At 69.6% G+C, this 16,159-nt stretch carries 16 protein-coding genes and 2 pseudogenes; 8 read left to right on the top strand and 10 right to left on the bottom strand.

All coding sequences use genetic code 11. The features are described from left to right. Window positions 1-122 precede the first annotated feature (122 nt). Window positions 123-638: a DUF4291 domain-containing protein gene (locus tag ACFYO0_RS38870; RefSeq protein WP_388685918.1), complete on the bottom strand. Its 516-nt coding sequence runs from the start codon at window positions 636-638 to the stop codon at window positions 123-125. Next, window positions 589-966, bottom strand: a complete 378-nt coding sequence (locus ACFYO0_RS38865; RefSeq protein ID WP_388685915.1) for a winged helix-turn-helix transcriptional regulator — start codon at window positions 964-966, stop codon at window positions 589-591. Before ACFYO0_RS38865 ends, ACFYO0_RS38870 begins: the two co-directional genes overlap by 50 nt. 94 nt (window positions 967-1,060) lie before the next feature. Here ACFYO0_RS38865 and ACFYO0_RS38860 point away from each other — a divergent pair. Continuing rightward, window positions 1,061-1,732, top strand: a pseudogene (locus ACFYO0_RS38860) (NADPH-dependent F420 reductase); the annotation flags it as partial. Between the two features lie 59 nt (window positions 1,733-1,791). Here the strand turns inward: ACFYO0_RS38860 and ACFYO0_RS38855 are convergent. After that, window positions 1,792-1,938: pseudogene (locus tag ACFYO0_RS38855) on the bottom strand (DUF4291 family protein); the annotation flags it as partial. A 382-nt stretch (window positions 1,939-2,320) separates the two neighbouring features. On the opposite strand from ACFYO0_RS38855, the gene msrA reads away from it, so the two are divergent. After that, window positions 2,321-2,833 (top strand): peptide-methionine (S)-S-oxide reductase MsrA, encoded by a 513-nt coding sequence (gene msrA, locus ACFYO0_RS38850; protein ID WP_388685913.1) that lies wholly within the window; start codon window positions 2,321-2,323, stop codon window positions 2,831-2,833. Between the two features lie 113 nt (window positions 2,834-2,946). Here msrA and ACFYO0_RS38845 read toward each other — a convergent pair whose 3' ends face one another. Next, window positions 2,947-4,068 carry a hypothetical protein gene (locus ACFYO0_RS38845; protein WP_388685911.1) on the bottom strand — a complete coding sequence of 374 codons (1,122 nt, stop codon included), beginning with the start codon at window positions 4,066-4,068 and terminating at the stop codon, window positions 2,947-2,949. A gap of 142 nt (window positions 4,069-4,210) precedes the next feature. Here ACFYO0_RS38845 and ACFYO0_RS38840 point away from each other — a divergent pair, with 142 nt between their 5' ends. Next, complete coding sequence (locus ACFYO0_RS38840; protein ID WP_388685908.1) at window positions 4,211-5,365, top strand: cystathionine gamma-synthase; 1,155 nt, start codon at window positions 4,211-4,213, stop codon at window positions 5,363-5,365. 20 nt (window positions 5,366-5,385) lie between these two features. Here ACFYO0_RS38840 and ACFYO0_RS38835 read toward each other — a convergent pair whose 3' ends face one another. The 3 genes from ACFYO0_RS38835 to ACFYO0_RS38825 form a co-directional block, all read right to left on the bottom strand. Continuing rightward, window positions 5,386-5,628, bottom strand: a complete 243-nt coding sequence (locus ACFYO0_RS38835; RefSeq protein ID WP_388686001.1) for a hypothetical protein — start codon at window positions 5,626-5,628, stop codon at window positions 5,386-5,388. A gap of 5 nt (window positions 5,629-5,633) precedes the next feature. Then, window positions 5,634-6,143, bottom strand: a complete 510-nt coding sequence (locus tag ACFYO0_RS38830) for a sigma factor-like helix-turn-helix DNA-binding protein (RefSeq protein WP_388685906.1) — start codon at window positions 6,141-6,143, stop codon at window positions 5,634-5,636. A 129-nt stretch (window positions 6,144-6,272) separates the two neighbouring features. Next, window positions 6,273-6,785, bottom strand: a complete 513-nt coding sequence (locus ACFYO0_RS38825) for a MarR family winged helix-turn-helix transcriptional regulator (RefSeq protein WP_388685998.1) — start codon at window positions 6,783-6,785, stop codon at window positions 6,273-6,275. A gap of 162 nt (window positions 6,786-6,947) precedes the next feature. Here ACFYO0_RS38825 and ilvA point away from each other — a divergent pair, with 162 nt between their 5' ends. The 3 genes from ilvA (at window position 6,948) to ACFYO0_RS38810 (ending at window position 10,297) form a co-directional block, all read left to right on the top strand. Further along, entirely contained in the window at window positions 6,948-8,177 is a 1,230-nt protein-coding gene (gene ilvA / locus ACFYO0_RS38820; protein WP_388685903.1) for a threonine ammonia-lyase, read from the top strand. Between the two features lie 228 nt (window positions 8,178-8,405). Then, the gene (locus tag ACFYO0_RS38815) at window positions 8,406-9,455 is read left to right on the top strand and encodes an ATP-binding cassette domain-containing protein (RefSeq protein WP_388685901.1); all 1,050 of its coding nucleotides are present in this window, start codon (window positions 8,406-8,408) and stop codon (window positions 9,453-9,455) included. Next, the gene (locus ACFYO0_RS38810) at window positions 9,452-10,297 is read left to right on the top strand and encodes an ABC transporter permease (protein ID WP_388685898.1); all 846 of its coding nucleotides are present in this window, start codon (window positions 9,452-9,454) and stop codon (window positions 10,295-10,297) included. The genes ACFYO0_RS38815 and ACFYO0_RS38810 overlap by 4 nt, the downstream gene beginning before the upstream one ends. 72 nt (window positions 10,298-10,369) lie before the next feature. On the opposite strand, the gene greA is transcribed toward ACFYO0_RS38810, so the two are convergent. Then, window positions 10,370-10,867, bottom strand: a complete 498-nt coding sequence (gene greA / locus ACFYO0_RS38805; RefSeq protein WP_388685895.1) for a transcription elongation factor GreA — start codon at window positions 10,865-10,867, stop codon at window positions 10,370-10,372. 214 nt (window positions 10,868-11,081) lie between these two features. Further along, entirely contained in the window at window positions 11,082-11,480 is a 399-nt protein-coding gene (locus tag ACFYO0_RS38800) for a DUF4307 domain-containing protein (RefSeq protein ID WP_388685893.1), read from the bottom strand. Between the two features lie 124 nt (window positions 11,481-11,604). Here ACFYO0_RS38800 and mca point away from each other — a divergent pair, with 124 nt between their 5' ends. Then, a complete protein-coding gene (gene mca / locus ACFYO0_RS38795) occupies window positions 11,605-12,483 on the top strand; it encodes a mycothiol conjugate amidase Mca (protein ID WP_386353683.1) in 879 nt (292 codons plus the stop codon). A 6-nt stretch (window positions 12,484-12,489) separates the two neighbouring features. Next, on the top strand, window positions 12,490-12,750 hold the full coding sequence (locus ACFYO0_RS38790) for a hypothetical protein (RefSeq protein ID WP_388685890.1): 261 nt from the start codon (window positions 12,490-12,492) through the stop codon (window positions 12,748-12,750). A 98-nt stretch (window positions 12,751-12,848) separates the two neighbouring features. On the opposite strand, the gene ACFYO0_RS38785 is transcribed toward ACFYO0_RS38790, so the two are convergent. Beyond that, window positions 12,849-16,052, bottom strand: a complete 3,204-nt coding sequence (locus ACFYO0_RS38785) for an AAA family ATPase (protein WP_388685888.1) — start codon at window positions 16,050-16,052, stop codon at window positions 12,849-12,851. Window positions 16,053-16,159: the final 107 nt, after the last annotated feature.

Genomic DNA, 16,159 nt, shown 5'->3' with positions numbered 1-16,159 from the left:
ATGCCGCGGCCGGACTCTTCAGCAGACGACGCTCGCGCCAACGGCTACCTGTCCGTCGCCTCCGGCGTCGGCGAGCCTGCGCTGCCATGTGACCCTCACCCTCGGGTAACCGTTGGTTGTGGTCACGGACGCAGGTGAGCCGGCAGTTCGTCTGCGGCAGGACAGGGCCGCTCCTGGGGCAGTAGCCGTGCCGCCGAGTCGAGGTCGCCGCTGCTCGCGAGCATGTGGATCTCATGCGCAAGGGGGGGCACATCGCTGATGGCGACCGTCCATTCGTCCGCGTAGCGTCGTACGGCTTCACCGGCCAGGCCGAGTTGCGGGGAGCGGTACGGCAGGGCTTGCAGGTGCAGATCGCGCTCTGGGGCCCACTGAATGCGAGTGGGCGCACGCTTCAGCTGACGCTGCCAGGTGGCACGGTCGGGGTGCACCCCGCGTACGTAACTGGACAGGCACGCGTTACGCAGCGCCCACTCGAAGCCGTCGCGCGTGATCTCGACAGCCAGGACGCTTTCCTGTCCTGCTTTCGTGCCCCAGCCGCAGCGGTACATCATCCACAGGAACGACGGCTCGATCCACGTCAAGCCTCGCTCACAGGCCTCTTGCGGTACTGCTCTCCTGGGCTTCAAGAAGTTCGTCACCGTGCTCGATCGCCCAGCGTCCAAGCGTCCTCATCGGGCCCTCGACCAGGCTCTGCCCCAAGCCAGTCAGGGCGTAGTCGACGCGTGGCGGCGCCTCGGCATGGGCGTGGCGCTCGATCAGTCCGCTCGCGAGCAGGCGGTGCAAGGAGTCGGTCAGAACCTTGTCGCTGATGCCGCCAATCGCGGCGCGCAACTCGCGGCGTCGGTGCGGTCCCAGGCGAAGCGCCGCCAGTACGACGGGATCCCAGGTATGGGCGAAGAGATCGGTGGCCGCGCGCAAACGGCAATCGGCGACCAACTCATAGCAGTGGACGTCGTAATCAGTCATCTCGCCGTCCATCATCGCGCCCCGGTCACGCACTGATCGGTGCGTAACGCCTTCCCTACCGTGACCACCCGACCGACCACTAGGGGAGAGGCACGGACAGATGCGCATCGGGATCCTGGGAACAGGGACATTGGCGGCGGCCCTGGGTGAGGGCTGGGCACGTGCGGGACATGACGTGGTGATCGGCGGACGGTCGCAGGTCAAGGCGGAGAAGCTTGCTGAGCGGCTGGAGCACAAAGTGCTCGCTGTCGCACCGCGTGAGGCGGTCACCGGGCGCGATGCGGTGCTCCTCGCCGTGTCCTGGGACGGTGTCGAAGAGATGCTGGGAATGGTGGGCGCGTCCGACGGCGTGCTCCAAGGGATGCCGTTGATCGATCCCACGAACGCCGTTACGCATGGCGTCGGCACTCTGCTCACCGAACACGGCAAGACGATGGCGGGGCGGATCGCCGAGCTTGCTCCGGGAGCCCGGGTCGTGAAGGCGTTCCATCTCTTTCCCGCTGACCAGTGGACGAGCCCGACCTGTGGTGGCCAGTCCCGTGTGACGGTGGCGATGTGCGGCGACGATGCGACGGCCCTGCACGTCGTCGGTGGACTGGTACGTGATGTCGGCGGAGTCCCGGCGACTCTGGGGAAGCTGGATCGCGTCCGCCAGTTGGAGGAGGTGGCGGGTTTCGTGATCGGCTTGGCTTTCGCAGGCTTCGACCCTGGCTCCGCCGTCCCTCACGTCCCCTCGAACGGCAGGCGCGCCGGCTCACAGGGGTAGGCGTGTCTCTCACACGCTCGATGATCTGCCACGGACAGGGTCCGTGAACGCGGCTTGGTGACCCACGTCATCCAGTCCCGCTTCCAGGCGGTGGGGAACCGGCCCTCTCGTACGGCCGGCAGGCCGATTTCCGGGGAGTAGGCCTGGTAGACGGTGACCGTGGAGGTTGTGTAGACCGCCCGGATCTCGCGCTGGGGTTCTTCCATGGCCTACAGCCTGGGGCCGGGCGGTGCGCGCGACCACTGATTTTCGACAGCCGAGTCCCTGTGTGCGCGAGGTGGCCGTAGCGCGGCGTGAGTTGCCGGTGCTACTGCCGTCCTCTTGACGCGTGGGATGGAGTGCCGCGGCTACTTGTCCGCTACCTCCAGCGTCGGCACGACATCCGTCGGGCAGGATGCCCCAGTCCCGCAGCACCACCACGCCAACAGGTCGGTGCGCTCCTCGCGGTGGCCGGCGACCGCAGTGCCGGTTGGGCAGGCACGGAATCGCCTGGAACCCTCGCGCGTTGAGCAGAGTGGGCATGGGGTGCAGATGGTGTGCGAGCCAAGAAGCCCGAGTGACCGAGCTGACAGATATTGGAGGGCCGCAATGGCTGCGCAGACGCAGAGGGCCGTGCTGGCGGGCGGATGCTTCTGGGGGATGGAGGAGCTGATCCGCCGACTCCCGGGCGTGACGGCGACCCGGGTCGGATACACCGGGGGTGACGTGCCGAACGCGACGTACCGCAACCATGGCACGCACGCGGAGGCCATTGAAATCCTTTTCGACCCCGCGGGTACCGATTTCCGCGCGATCCTGGAGTTCTTCTTCCAGATCCACGACCCGAGCACCAAGAACCGCCAGGGCAACGACGTCGGCCTCAGCTACCGCTCAGCGATCTACTACGTGGACGACGAGCAGAAGCGGATCGCCGAGGAGACGATCGCGGATGTGGACGCCTCCGGACTGTGGCCGGGCAAAGTCGTCACCGAGGTGGAGCCGGTCGGCCCCTTCTGGGAGGCCGAGCCTGAGCATCAGGACTACCTGCAGCGCTACCCGGACGGCTACACCTGCCACTTCCCGCGCCCGGGATGGAGGCTGCCCGCCCGCGCGGAGGGCTGACCACGAGGCGGCCTGAAAAGGCACGCCAAGACGGCTGGCGATGCGCGAGGTCTCCTCGGCGATGGGTCCAGTGAGTGAACGTACGGGGCCCGTCCGGAAGTCCAACTGGGCTGTCAGTGCGGCAGCGTGGCCGGGCTCCCTCCGTTCGCCTCGTATCCCGCGACCGCCAGCGCCCGGTACACCGCGTAGTCCGCCGCCGGGTCCGGCGTCAGCGTCCACGGCAGCGCCCCTACGTGGCCGTCGACATGCACGAGCTGGTTCATCGCCTCGGCCCAGCGCTCGCTGCGCACGAGGAAGAACACCAGGAGATGGCGTACGTGGGCGAGCATCGGATCGTCCGGGCGGGCCGCGTGCACCGCGTAGAGCGCGCCGTGGATCGCCTTGGTGACGACCTGGCTCTGGTAGAAGCCCTGGACGAGGTTGACCTCCGGCAGGTGCTCGAAGACCGCGAAGAGAGGCATCGCCGCGAGCAGCGATCCCTGCGGGGCGCGCGCTGCAGCGGCTTCCGCGAAGGCGTACGCCACCTCCCGCGAGCCGTGCCACTTCTCGCACCAGTAGTGCAGCGCCGCCAGATGCGCTCCCATGTGCGCGGGAGCGCGGTCGAGGATCTTCAGCCAGACCTTTTCGAACTCCGCCTGTGGATACGCCAGTCCGCGTGCCACGGAGAGCTCGATGATGTACGGGATCGGGTCACCGGGGGAGAGCAGCGCCGCGTCGTCGCAGGCCGACTTCGCCTCCTCCATGATGATCCGGAACTCGTCCGTGCCCGGTGTCGACGTACGCCACGCCTGCTGCACCAGGAACTCCGCGTGCACGGCCGCGCCGCCCGCGTCCTTGGGCTTCTCGGCCCGCCAGACCCGCAGCCACTGCCCGCCGGGGCTCTCGCTGACCCCGCCGGGGCGCTGGTGCAGCTCCAGCGACGCGGCGCCCGCGAAGGCCTGCACGCGCTGCCAGCGCAGCTCGCCGTCCGTCTCCGTGCCGGCGAGGAGCTGCGACGCTCCCCGGTAGTCCTGGCTGCGCTGCACCAGGTCCAGGACCTCCAGCAGGTCCTCGTCGGGGCCGGGCATGCGGATGTCCAGCTCCTCCTGGCGCAGGAAGCCGTAGTTCGCCGGGTCGGCGGCGTCCGGGTCGCCGGGAGCGACCTGCTGGATACCACCGGCACGCCTGCGCATCAAGATCGGCCCGAGGACGAAGCCCATCATGACCAGCGCCATCAGGACCCAGAGAATCTCCATGCCTCAAGCGAACCAGACGCGTCCGACAATTGGCCAACCTGGTCGGCAGTTCCTGTGGAAAACCGTCGGTCGCACCGTCGTCCCGGCCCGGCCACGGCCTCCCGCCGTCACATTCCGCGCGGGCGCACTACCCTCGGTGCCCATGAGCGACAGGCACATCAGCCAGCACTTCGAAACCGTGGCGATCCATGCGGGGAACACCGCCGATCCCCTTACCGGCGCGGTCGTCCCGCCGATCTACCAGGTCTCGACCTACAAGCAGGACGGCGTCGGCGGGCTGCGCGGCGGCTACGAGTACAGCCGCAGCGCCAATCCGACCAGGACGGCCCTGGAGGAGAACCTCGCCGCCCTGGAGGGCGGTCGCCGCGGACTCGCGTTCGCGTCCGGACTGGCGGCCGAGGACTGCCTGTTGCGTACGCTGCTCAGCCCCGGCGACCACGTGGTCATCCCCAACGACGCGTACGGCGGTACGTTCCGCCTCTTCGCGAAGGTCGTCTCCCGGTGGGGGGTGGAATGGTCGGTCGCCGACACCAGCGATCCCGCCGCCGTACGGGCCGCCGTCACCCCCAAGACCAAGATCGTCTGGGTGGAGACGCCGTCCAATCCGCTTCTCGGCATCACCGACATCGCCGCGGTCGCCCAGATCGCGCGCGAGGCGGGCGCCAGGCTGGTCGTCGACAACACCTTCGCCAGCCCTTACCTCCAACAGCCGCTCGCGCTCGGCGCGGACATCGTGGTGCACTCGCTGACCAAGTACATGGGCGGCCACTCGGACGTGGTGGGCGGCGCGCTCGTCGTGAACGACGAGGGGCTGGGCGAGGAACTGGCGTACCACCAGAACGCGATGGGCGCGGTCGCAGGCCCCTTCGACTCCTGGCTGGTGCTGCGCGGCGTCAAGACGCTCGCCGTACGGATGGACCGGCACAGCGAGAACGCCGCCAAGGTCGCCGAGATGCTCAGCAGGCACGCGCGCGTGACGCGCGTTCTGTACCCGGGCCTTGCGGAGCACCCTGGTCACGAGGTTGCCGCCAAGCAGATGAAGGCGTTCGGTGGCATGGTCTCCTTCCAGGTCGCGGGCGGCGAGGAGGCGGCCGTGGAGGTCTGCAACCGCGCCAAGGTGTTCACCCTGGGCGAGTCCCTGGGCGGCGTCGAGTCCCTGATCGAGCACCCGGGGCGCATGACACACGCCTCCGCGGCCGGCTCGGCGCTCGAGGTGCCCGCCGATCTCGTACGCCTCTCCGTAGGCATCGAGAACGTCGATGACCTCCTCCAGGACCTCACACAGGCCCTGGGCTGAGCGCTTGCCGACCGGTGGGCCTACCAGCCGGTGAGCGGTGGAGTCACCTCCGACGGCGGCTCCACCCACGGCCGGGCCATCGACGCCCACACCACGAAGGCCACGGCGGCCGCGAACAGCAGCAGCCACAGCAGCCGCCGTGCTGCCTTCTGCCGGCGCAGCATGCGGCCGCCGCGCCGCACGACGTCCGCGTGCAGGTTGGGCGGTACGGAGGGCGGCGCGTCCTCCAGGATGCGGCGGACTGCGTCCTCCCTGCGGCCCATCGGGCTCACGACGGCACCACCTTCGCCACCGCCGGAGCCGCGTCACGCGGCGGATGCAGCAGGTTCGCCATCGCGCGGGCACCGATCGCCCGTACGCGCTCCAGGGGCAGCCCCAGCAGCGCCGCCGTCTGCTCCTCGGCCACGCCCTCGAAAAAGCGCAGGACCAGAATCAGCCGCTCCTGGGGAGCGAGCCGGTGCAGTACGCCGCCGGTGTTCGGCCGGCCGCGAAGGTGGGACCAGCCCAGGGCGCCGTACTGATGCCAGGCCCCGCGAGCGAAGCGCACCGCCAGTTGCTGCCGGGTGAGGTCGTAGGGGTCCTCGCCGCGCAGCCGGTCCCAGGAGGCGTACGTATGGGCCAGGGACGCCGTGAGCAGGCGCCGCGCGCGCGGGTTGTCGTCCGACGACTCAGCCGTGAGAAGTGTGGCCGCATGCAGCAGCCGCCCTGCCGCGCCCGCGACAAACGCCTCGAACTCCCGGGCCCGGCGGGCATCTTGGGACGCCTGCCGTTCTCGCACCGCGCCTCCCGACTCTGGGAAACCGGGCCCCAGGGCGTACGGCGAGGAAATCGCGTACTACAGGGACCCGATCTCATCTGAGGCCAGGCACGGCCCCCTGGTCAAGAGGCCGACGCGATGCGGGGGCGGTCAGGAGGGCGAGGGCGCCTCTACGGAGGCCCCTTCCACGGATGCCGCGGCCATCCGGGTGGACAGCGCGACGTTGAAACGCGTGAGGAGCGTGCAGAACGCCTCCCGCTCCTGAGGTGTCCAGTCCTCGGTGAGTTCGGCCATCAACTGGCGCCTGGAGGAGCGGACTTCCTCCAGGCGGGAGAGCCCGCGCGGCGACAGCTGGAGCACCACGGCGCGCCCGTCCTCCGGGTGCGAGGTGCGCTTGACGAGCCCGGTGTCCACGAGCGGCGCGACCTGACGGGTGACCGTCGACGAGTCGATGCCCATGCTCGCGGCGAGCGCCTTGACGCCCATCGGGCCCTCCTTGTCGAGGCGGTTGAGCAGCAGATACGCGGCGCGGTCCATGGAGTTGCGGACCTGGCCGACCCCGCCGAGCCGGGTCTGTTCTGCACGGCGGGCGAACACCGCCACCTCGTGCTGGAGCGATTCGAGAAGACCGGTGTCACCGACGGTCGTCATGTCCATCGACATTTCTGGTGTTGTGGGCATGGCCGGGGGCTCTATTCATGCGTGGGGCTGGGTTGGAGGACAGAGTACGCGGACGGGGGGCAGGGCGTACCGGCGCTGCGTAAACCTGTACGGGAGCTTGGTCACGGCCCGTGGGGCATGGCGTGAGCTGCGAGACTGGTGGTCATGAGCTACAGCACGGCTGACTCCTTGCCGACGGTGACCCTCGACGATGTGCGCGGCGCCCAGAAGATGCTCGCGGGCGTGGCGCGGGTGACCGCCATGGAGGGCAGCAGGCATCTGTCCGGGCTGGTGGGCGCGCCCGTGCACTTCAAGTGCGAGAACCTCCAGCGGACGGGTTCGTTCAAGCTGCGCGGCGCGTACGTGCGGATCGCCGGACTGCTTCCAGAGGAGCGCGCCGCGGGTGTCGTAGCGGCGAGCGCAGGCAACCACGCCCAGGGTGTGGCCCTGGCCTCCTCGCTGCTCGGAGTGCGCTCCACGGTGTTCATGCCGACCGGCGCCCCGCTGCCGAAGGTCGCCGCGACCCGCCATTACGGCGCCGAGGTGCGACTGCACGGCACGGTGGTCGACGAGACGCTGGCCGCCGCGCAGGAGTACGCGGCCGACACGGGCGCCGTGTTCATCCACCCCTTCGACCACCCCGACATCATCGCGGGCCAGGGCACGGTCGGCCTGGAGATCCTGGAGCAGTGCCCCGAGGTGCGCACGATCGTCGTCGGGATCGGCGGCGGCGGTCTCGCCGCGGGCATCGCGATCGCCGTGAAGTCGCTGCGGCCCGACGTGCGGATCGTGGGGGTGCAGGCGGCGGGCGCGGCGGCGTACCCGCCCTCGCTGGCGGCTGGGCGCCCGGTGTCCATCGACAACCCGGCGACGATGGCGGACGGCATCAAGGTGGGGCGTCCCGGCGATGTGCCGTTCCGGATCGTCGGCGACCTGGTGGACGAGGTCCGTACGGTCTCCGAGGACGCCTTGTCCAGCGCACTGCTGCTGTGTCTGGAGCGGGCCAAGCTGGTCGTCGAGCCGGCCGGCGCGAGCCCCGTCGCGGCGCTGCTGAGCACGCCCGAGGAGTTCGAAGGGCCGGTCGTGGCGGTACTGTCCGGCGGCAACGTGGATCCGCTGCTGATGCAGCGCATCCTGCGGCACGGCATGGCCGCGGGCGGCCGCTACCTCCAGGTCCGGCTGCGGCTGACGGACCGTCCCGGCGCCCTGGCCACGCTCCTCGGGGTGTTGTCAGTGGTGGACGCTAACGTCCTCGATGTGAGCCACGTACGGACCGATCCGCGGCTCGGGCTCTCAGAGGCGGAGGTGGAGTTGCACCTGGAGACGAAGGGTCCGGAGCACTGCGCCGAGGTGGGGCAGGCGCTGCGCAAGGCCGGTTACACGGTCATCGACTGACGCCCGGCAGTCCGTCACGCCGGGAGCGCGTCAGGCCGTCAGACCGGTGGAGGGCCAGTCCCTCGGACCGGCGGCCGAGGTCAGGGCCCAGTTATCCACAGCCTGGAAAAATCCGTTGAGCGGACGCGATACATCGCGTTATGGTGTGTCTCTGTCGTCGCTCATGACAGGACCAAGCGCGCAAAATCCAGTATTTCCGAAGCAACCCCAACGACGTGGAGAACTCACATGCCAGGCGCCATCTACGCCGAAGGCCTGGTGAAGACCTTCGGTGACGTAAGGGCTCTGGACGGCGTCGATTTCGATGTCCCGGAGGGCACCGTGCTGGGCCTTCTCGGGCCGAACGGCGCGGGCAAGACCACCGCGGTCCGCTGCCTGACCACGCTGCTGCGCCCCGACCGGGGCAAGGCGGTCGTCGCAGGCATCGACGTGCTCAAGAACCCCAACGAAGTGCGGCGCTCGATCGGCCTGTCCGGCCAGTTCGCCGCGGTCGACGAGTACCTGACCGGCCGCGAGAACCTCCAGATGGTCGGCCGGCTCTACCAGATGAAGGCGAAGGACGCGAAGGTGCGGGCGGGTGAGCTGCTCGAGCAGTTCAATCTCGCCGACGCAGCCGACCGCCCCGCCAAGACGTACTCCGGCGGCATGCGCCGCCGACTCGACCTCGCGGCGGCGCTCGTCGTCTCGCCGCCGGTCATGTTCATGGACGAGCCGACCACCGGCCTCGACCCGCGTAACCGCCAGCAGCTGTGGGAGGTCATCAAGCAACTGGTCTCCGGCGGCACGACCCTGCTGCTGACCACCCAGTACCTCGAAGAGGCCGACCACCTCGCCCACGACATCTGCGTCGTGGACCACGGCCGCGTCATCGCCCGCGGCACCTCCGACCAGCTCAAGGCGCGGACCGGCGGCGAGCGCGTAGAGGTCGTCGTCCACGAGCGCGAGCACATGGCCACCGCGTCCGAGGTGCTGCGGGGCTTCGGCAAGGGGGAGACGACCGTCGAGGAGCACACGCGCAAGCTGACCGTGCCCGTCACCGGCGGTGCCAAGCTCCTGGCGGAGGTCATCCGCGAGCTCGACACCCGCGGCATCGAGATCGACGACATCGGCCTGCGCCGCCCCACCCTCGACGACGTCTTCATCTCCCTGACGGGACACCACGCCGAGACCGAGGCCGAGGAGAACGGCGGGGCGCAAGGCGCCAAGGGCCGCAAGGCCAAGGCGAAGCAGGAGCCGGTGCAGGACAAGGACAAGGCCGAGAAGGAGGCCGCCTCATGAGCGTCGTCAGCGACACCGTGCGCGTCGCACAGCCGGGGAGTGCCATCGGCCAGTCCGTGCGGGACTCCCTGGTCGTCGCCCAGCGCAATCTGATCCGGATGAGCCGCATCCCCGAGATGGTGATCTTCGGGCTCATCCAGCCGATCATGTTCGTGGTGCTGTTCAGTTACGTGTTCGGCGGCTCCATGACCATCGCGGGCTCCAACGACCCGGGCAGGTACCGCGAGTTCCTGATGGCCGGCATCTTCGCGCAGACCGTCACCTTCGCCACCGCGGGCGCCGGAGCGGGCATCGCCGACGACATGCACAAGGGGCTCATCGACCGCTTCCGCTCACTGCCCATGGCGCGCGGAGCCGTCCTGACCGGCCGCACGTTCGCCGACCTGGTACAGACGGCGCTCACGCTCCTCGTGCTGGCCGTCGTCGCCCTGCTGGTCGGTTGGCGCACCCACACCAATGCCGGTGAGGTACTCGGTGCCTTCGGACTGCTGCTCCTGACCGGGTACGCGTTCACCTGGATCGGCGCACTGATCGGCCTTTCTGTGCGGACGCCGGAGGCGGCCACCTCCGGCGGGCTGATCTGGCTCTTCCCGGTCACGTTCGTCTCGAATGCGTTCGTGGACACCGGCCAGATGACGCCCTGGCTGCGTCATGTCGCCGACTGGAACCCGTTCAGCGCCACGGTGCAGGCCTGCCGCGAGCTGTTCGGCAACCCGGGAGTCTCGCAGTCGGACGCCTGGCCCATGCAGCACCCGGTCTGGGCTTCGATGATCTACTCGATCGCGATCATCGTCATTTTCCGGACGCTGGCTGTGCGGAAGTACCGCTCGGCGACGGCGTGACGCAGGAGGAAACCCCGGCCACGAGGAAACCCCCGGCGCGAGGGAGGCCTCGGCCGGGGGCTCAGGTCGGATTCAGGCTGTGTACGGCTTGGCCTCGAGGATCTTCACTGAGGCGAGCTTGCCGTTCGGCAGTTCGTACTGGGCGTCCTCGCCGACCTTCTTGCCGTTGACCCCGGAGCCCAGCGGGGACTGCGGCGAGTACGTCTCGATGTCCGTGCTCGCGTATTCGCGCGAGGCAAGCAGGAACGTCAGCGTGTCGTCCTCGTCACCGTCAAAGGCGATGGTGACGACCATGCCGGGCGCGACCACACCATCGGCCGCCGGCGCCTCGCCGACCTTCGCGTTCTCAAGGAGCTGGGTCAGCTGGCGCACCCGGAGCTCCTGCTTGCCCTGCTCCTCCTTGGCCGCGTGGTACCCGCCGTTCTCGCGCAGGTCGCCCTCCTCGCGCGCGGCCGCGATCTTGGCGGCGATCTCCGTGCGCGCAGGACCAGACAGGTACTCCAGCTCGGCCTTCAGCTGGTTGTACGCCTCCTGGGTCAGCCAGGTGACGTTCTCGCTGGTCTGGGTCACAGGTGCTCCTCGTCGGTACTGGGAATACAAAGCATCGCCCTACCCAGAAGAATGTTCCTCCAGGGGAGGGCGAAACCACGAGCCTAACAATTCAGCGGGCGAAGGGGGAGGACATAAGCCATCAGTATCGCATCAACGCAGGTCAGCGCTTACGTATTCCGGTCGGCGCGAACGGATCGAGCCGCGGCGCCACCGGTGCGCACCGAGCCCGCGGTCAGTCGGCGTGGCAGCCGAGCAGCTCCGCGGTGGTGCCCGGGGACGTCGTACGCAGCGTGACGACCTTGTCGATGCGCGTGGCGTTCTGGTCGAAGTGGAAGTCGTGACGGCCCACCTCGGCGCCGTCCTCGGCCTGCGAACGGATGGTGCAGTAGCCCTCGACGTCCACGTCCTTGCGCACCTCCAGGTGCACCTTGACCGAGTCGGCGGAGGTGTCGAAAGAGATCAGTTCGGCGCTGATCTTGTTCCCGCCCACGTAGTAGTAGGCGAACCAGCCGACGAGGACGAGGAGACAGACCCCCAGGACACCGCCGATGATCTTGAGCTTGCGGTCGGCGCGCTCGTCCGCGGAGCGGCCGTAGCGGCCCTCGGGCAGCTGCGTACTCGCCGTACTCATGATCGTCCTCTCTGCGGGGCGCAAAAAGCCGGACCCCGGAATTTTCCGCCCCCGATTTCGGTCACTATAGAAGCCGCCGATCGCCCCCATACACACTGGGGCGCCGACTGACGAGGATTGTGATTTGACTGACCAGCTGCGACTGATGGCCGTACACGCCCACCCCGACGACGAGTCGTCGAAGGGCGCGGCCACCATGGCGAAGTACGTGTCCGAGGGGGTGGACGTGCTGGTCGTGACCTGCACGGGCGGGGAGCGCGGCTCCATCCTCAATCCGAAGCTTCAGGGCGACAAGTACGTCGAGGAGAACATCCACGAGGTACGCAAGAAGGAGATGGACGAGGCCCGCGAGATCCTCGGCGTCAAGCAGGAATGGCTCGGCTTCGTCGACTCGGGACTGCCCGAGGGCGACCCGTTGCCGCCGCTGCCCGAGGGCTGTTTCGCGCTGGAGGACGTCGACAAGGCGGCGGGTGAGCTGGTCCGCAAGATCCGCTCCTTCCGCCCGCAGGTGATCACCACCTACGACGAGAACGGCGGTTATCCGCACCCCGACCACATCATGACCCACAAGATCTCGATGGTGGCGTTCGAGGGGGCGGCGGACACCGAGAAGTACCCGGAGTCGGAGTTCGGCCCCGCCTACCAGCCGCAGAAGCTCTACTACAACCAGGGCTTCAACCGCCCGCGCACCGAGGCGCTGCACAACGCGCTGCTGGAGCGCGGCATGGAGTCCCCGTACGGGGACTGGCTGAAGCGCTGGGACGAGTTCATGCGCGCCGAGCGCACGCTGACGACGCACGTCCCGTGCGCCGACTTCTACGAGATCCGCGACAAGGCCCTGATCGCACACGCCACCCAGATCGACCCCGACGGGGGCTGGTTCCGCGTCCCGATGGAGATCCAGAAGGAGGTCTGGCCGACGGAGGAGTACGAGCTCGCGAAGTCCCTCGTCGATACGTCCCTCCCCGAGGACGACCTCTTCGCGGGCGTCCGGCAGCCCTGAGGGACAATGCCTGACATGAGCGCAAGCGCAAGCCTGGCAATGACGCACCTTGTCCCCCTCGCGGCAGAGGTCGACGAGGACAAGGTGACCCCTGGCGTCCTCGGCTTCATCGTCTTCGCGGTGATGGCGGTGGCGGTATGGGGGCTTATGAAGTCGATGAGCCGGCACATGGGGAAGGTCGACTTCGAGGAGGAGAAGGACCCGAAGGGGGATGCCTCCGACAAGAAGGCCGGTTCCGGGGGGAAGGCCTCGCCCGCCAAGGGCTGAGAGCTCAGCGGCATGGGCTGGTGCAACGGCACGGCTTCATGGCACCCACCGGGTGTCATGAAGTCCCTGCGCCGTCCCCACCCAGGATCGACCCGCCCCTACGAAGACCGAGCCGTCACCGCCACACCCATGACCTCCCGCGCATGCCGGCTCGGCACCATCCCCAGGCGCCACGCCTGCCAGCCCGCGTCCAGGTCGACGCCCCGTTCCAGCAGCAGCTGATACGCCTCGATGTAGTCGTCGAGCTTTCCGTCGCGGGACGGGTGGTTGGTGCGGGAGAGCTGGGTCAGCTCCTCCTGGGCCACGGCTGTGCCGACCTCGATGCCGCCCGGTGAGGCGTAGGGGAGCAGGGTGCAGCGCAGGAAGCGGGCCCAGTCCTCGCCCCGCCGGTCGCCGTACGACGCGAACAGGCTCGCCGCCTCGTCGCACAGCGAAAGGGCGGACTGCGTACGGGCGTTGCCCGCGTCCACCACGGCCAGCTCCAGGCACGTCCACGCCTCGCCGTGGGCGACGCCGATGCGCTGGAAGTCCGCCCGGGCGTCCACCAGGAGCTGGCGGGCGAAGCCGGAGTTGCGCAACGAGCCCGTCTGGGCCGCCCGTTGGTCGCGGGTCGCCCGGGCCGAGTGGTGACGGGCGCACGCCAGGCCGTACACGTCCCGGATACGGGAGAACATCGTCCGTGAACGCTCCAGTTCCCGCACCGCCTGGTCCAGGTTGCCCGACTCCTCCAAGGCCTGGCCCAGGTAGTACACCGTCCACGCCTCGCCCCGCGCGTCCTCGTTGTCACGGTGGCGGGAGATCGCCTGACGGAGGCCGTCCATGGCGGAGGACGGGTCACCGTCCACCAGGCGAGCGCGGGCCAGCTGGGTCAGGGCCCAGGCCTCGCCGCGGGGGTCACGGGTGCGGCCGTACAGATCGAGGGCCTCGCGGAGTTCCGCCTCCGCACGCGGTACGTCGCCCATGCGCAGGCCCAGCTGGCCGAGCTGGAAGTGCGCCCAGGCCTCACCGTGCAAGGACTCGCCCTGGCGGTGCAGGACCAGCGCCTGGGTGAGGAGATCCAGGGCCGTGGCGAGACGGGCCCGGTCCCGCTCCACCGCCGCCAGCGCGTGCATCGTCCAGGCGCGGTCCGCCGCGAGGGCGGGAGAGGCCTGCAGGTCCATGGCCTCCTGGAGCTTCGCCGCCGCCTCGGAGAGATTGCCCTGGTGGTGGAGCGTGATGCCGAGCGAACACAGCGCCCTTGCCGCGCCCGCGTCATGATGGGCCTCGAAATAGAGATCCACCACCGAAGCGAGCTGCGTACGCGCCTTGTCGAGCTCGCCGAGCTGGCGGGCCGCGATACCCGTACGCCACTGGACCGAACGCACCAGCAGCCCCTGGTCCACCGCCTGCGTCAGCTCGCTGATCTCGCCCAGCCGGTAGAGGTCGCCGCGCAGCAGGCAGTAGTCGCACAGCGCGCCGAGCAGATTCAGTACGGCCGCCTGGTCCACGCCCTCCGCATGCCGCAGCGCCGCCGTGATGAAGCTCGACTCGTCGTCCAGCCAGCGCAGCGCCGCGTCCAGCGAGGTGAAGCCGTGCGGGCCGACCGTGTCCGCGCGCGTCGACGTCTTGCCGTCGACCAGGCGGATCACCGAGTCCGCCAACTCGCCGTAGTTCACGATGAGTCGTTCCTGCGCGGCCGTACGCTCCGCCGGTTCCTCCTCGTCCAGCAGGCGGGCCTGCGCGAAGGCACGGACGAGATCGTGCAGACGGTAACGGCTGCCCCGTACATGATCAACGAGACCGGCCCGCGACAGCGCCTCCAGGTGCCGGGTCGCCTCCGCCTCGTCCGTCGCCAGCAGGGCGGCCGCCGCCGCGGCACCCAGGGAGGCGCGGCCCGCCAGCGCCAGACGCCGCAGCAGCCGCCTGGCCGTGTCCGACTGGTCGCTGTAGCGAAGCCACAGCACACGTTCGACCGGCTCGACCGGGCCGTACGCATCGAGATCCGTGGCCAGCTGGCGATGCGTACGCGGGCCGAGTGAGGAGCCCGCGATCCGCAGCGCCAGGGGCAGGCCGCCGCACAACTCCCGTACGCGGTCGCAGGATTCGGCGTCGTACGGACCCGACGCGTCCTGCGCGGCCGCCTTCAGCAGTTCCTCGGCGCCCGCCGAGTCCAGCGCTTCCACGGGGAGCTGGTGCACCCAGGCGGGGAGGTCGGCGGGCAGATCGAGCGGCTTGCGCGCCGTGACCACGACGAGGCTGTCGGAGCGCTCGGGCACAAGGGTCCGTACCTGCTCCGCGTCGCTCGCGTCGTCCAGCACGATCGTCACCGGCAGGCCCGTCAGATGCTGGTGGTACAGCTCGCTCAGCCGCCGTACCTGCTGCTCCGGCGAGGAACGCTCCCGGAACAGCAGTTGTTCTCGGGACGCGCCGAGCCGGTTGAGCAGGTGCAGCAGCGCGTCACGGGTGGACAGCGGCGGCTCGTCCGTGCTGTCGCCGCGCAGGTCGACCACGCACGCGCCCCGGAACTGGTCCTTGAGCGCGTGCGCCGCACGGACGGCGAGCGTGCTGCGGCCCGAGCCCGGCGCGCCGTGCAGTACGACCACCGTCGACTTGGTCTCCGTACTCGCGCGGGCCGCGTGCACCCACTGCGCCACCCGCCCCAGCTCCTGCCTGCGACCCGCGAACGGGCCTTCAGGCTCCGGGAGTTGATCGAAGGACCGCTCCAGCACACTGCGTCTGCGCGCCGCCGCGCTCTTGTCCGTGCGCCGCAGCTGCGGCGCCTGCCGCTTCGGACCGGTCGAGGCGCTGAGCACCCGCTGCTGGTCCAGGAACGGACGGATACCACGCACCTCCAGCGCCGTCAGCCACTGCAGCCGCAACTGCTCCGGCCCACCCGGCTGCCCCAGAGCCCCGGCCCGGCGACTCGCGGCCGGCAGATGCGAAGCGGTCACCTTCGCCACCGTCGCCGCGGCGCCCGCCACACCGACCACGGCTCCGGCACCGAGCGCCGTCCCCGCATTCGTGCCGAGCGCCAGATCCGCCACACAAGCCGCGACGGCGGCAACGACCGCGACCAGCAGGGGGGTTCCGGCACCCTCACGCGCATACCGCTGCCCGAACGTCAGCCGTCCTGCCTCAGCCTCGTCCAGCGCTTTCGTGTACGCCTCGTACTCCTCCGCCGCCGTCCCCGCGATGGCGTCCAGCGCCCCACGCGCCCGCGACAGCAGCACACTCCCGTCGGTCCGCCCGCCCGACCGCCGAACCTCCTCCTCCACGGCCCGGGCCAACAGCCGCTCGGCTTCAGCCCGATGGCTGTCCCGCATGTCAGGTCCCCCTCCGCCAGCAATGGCTTTCCGGGTCAAGTGTGCTGCGGACGGCACCTCGGCGCGAGAGGGCAGCGATCACAGAAGCGTGCGGGTGCTGTACCGGG

The sequence above is a fragment of the Streptomyces sp. NPDC006365 genome (assembly GCF_042870755.1).
Taxonomy (GTDB): Bacteria; Actinomycetota; Actinomycetes; order Streptomycetales; family Streptomycetaceae; genus Streptomyces; species Streptomyces xiangluensis.
This window is presented reverse-complemented; position numbering and strand designations above follow the sequence as displayed.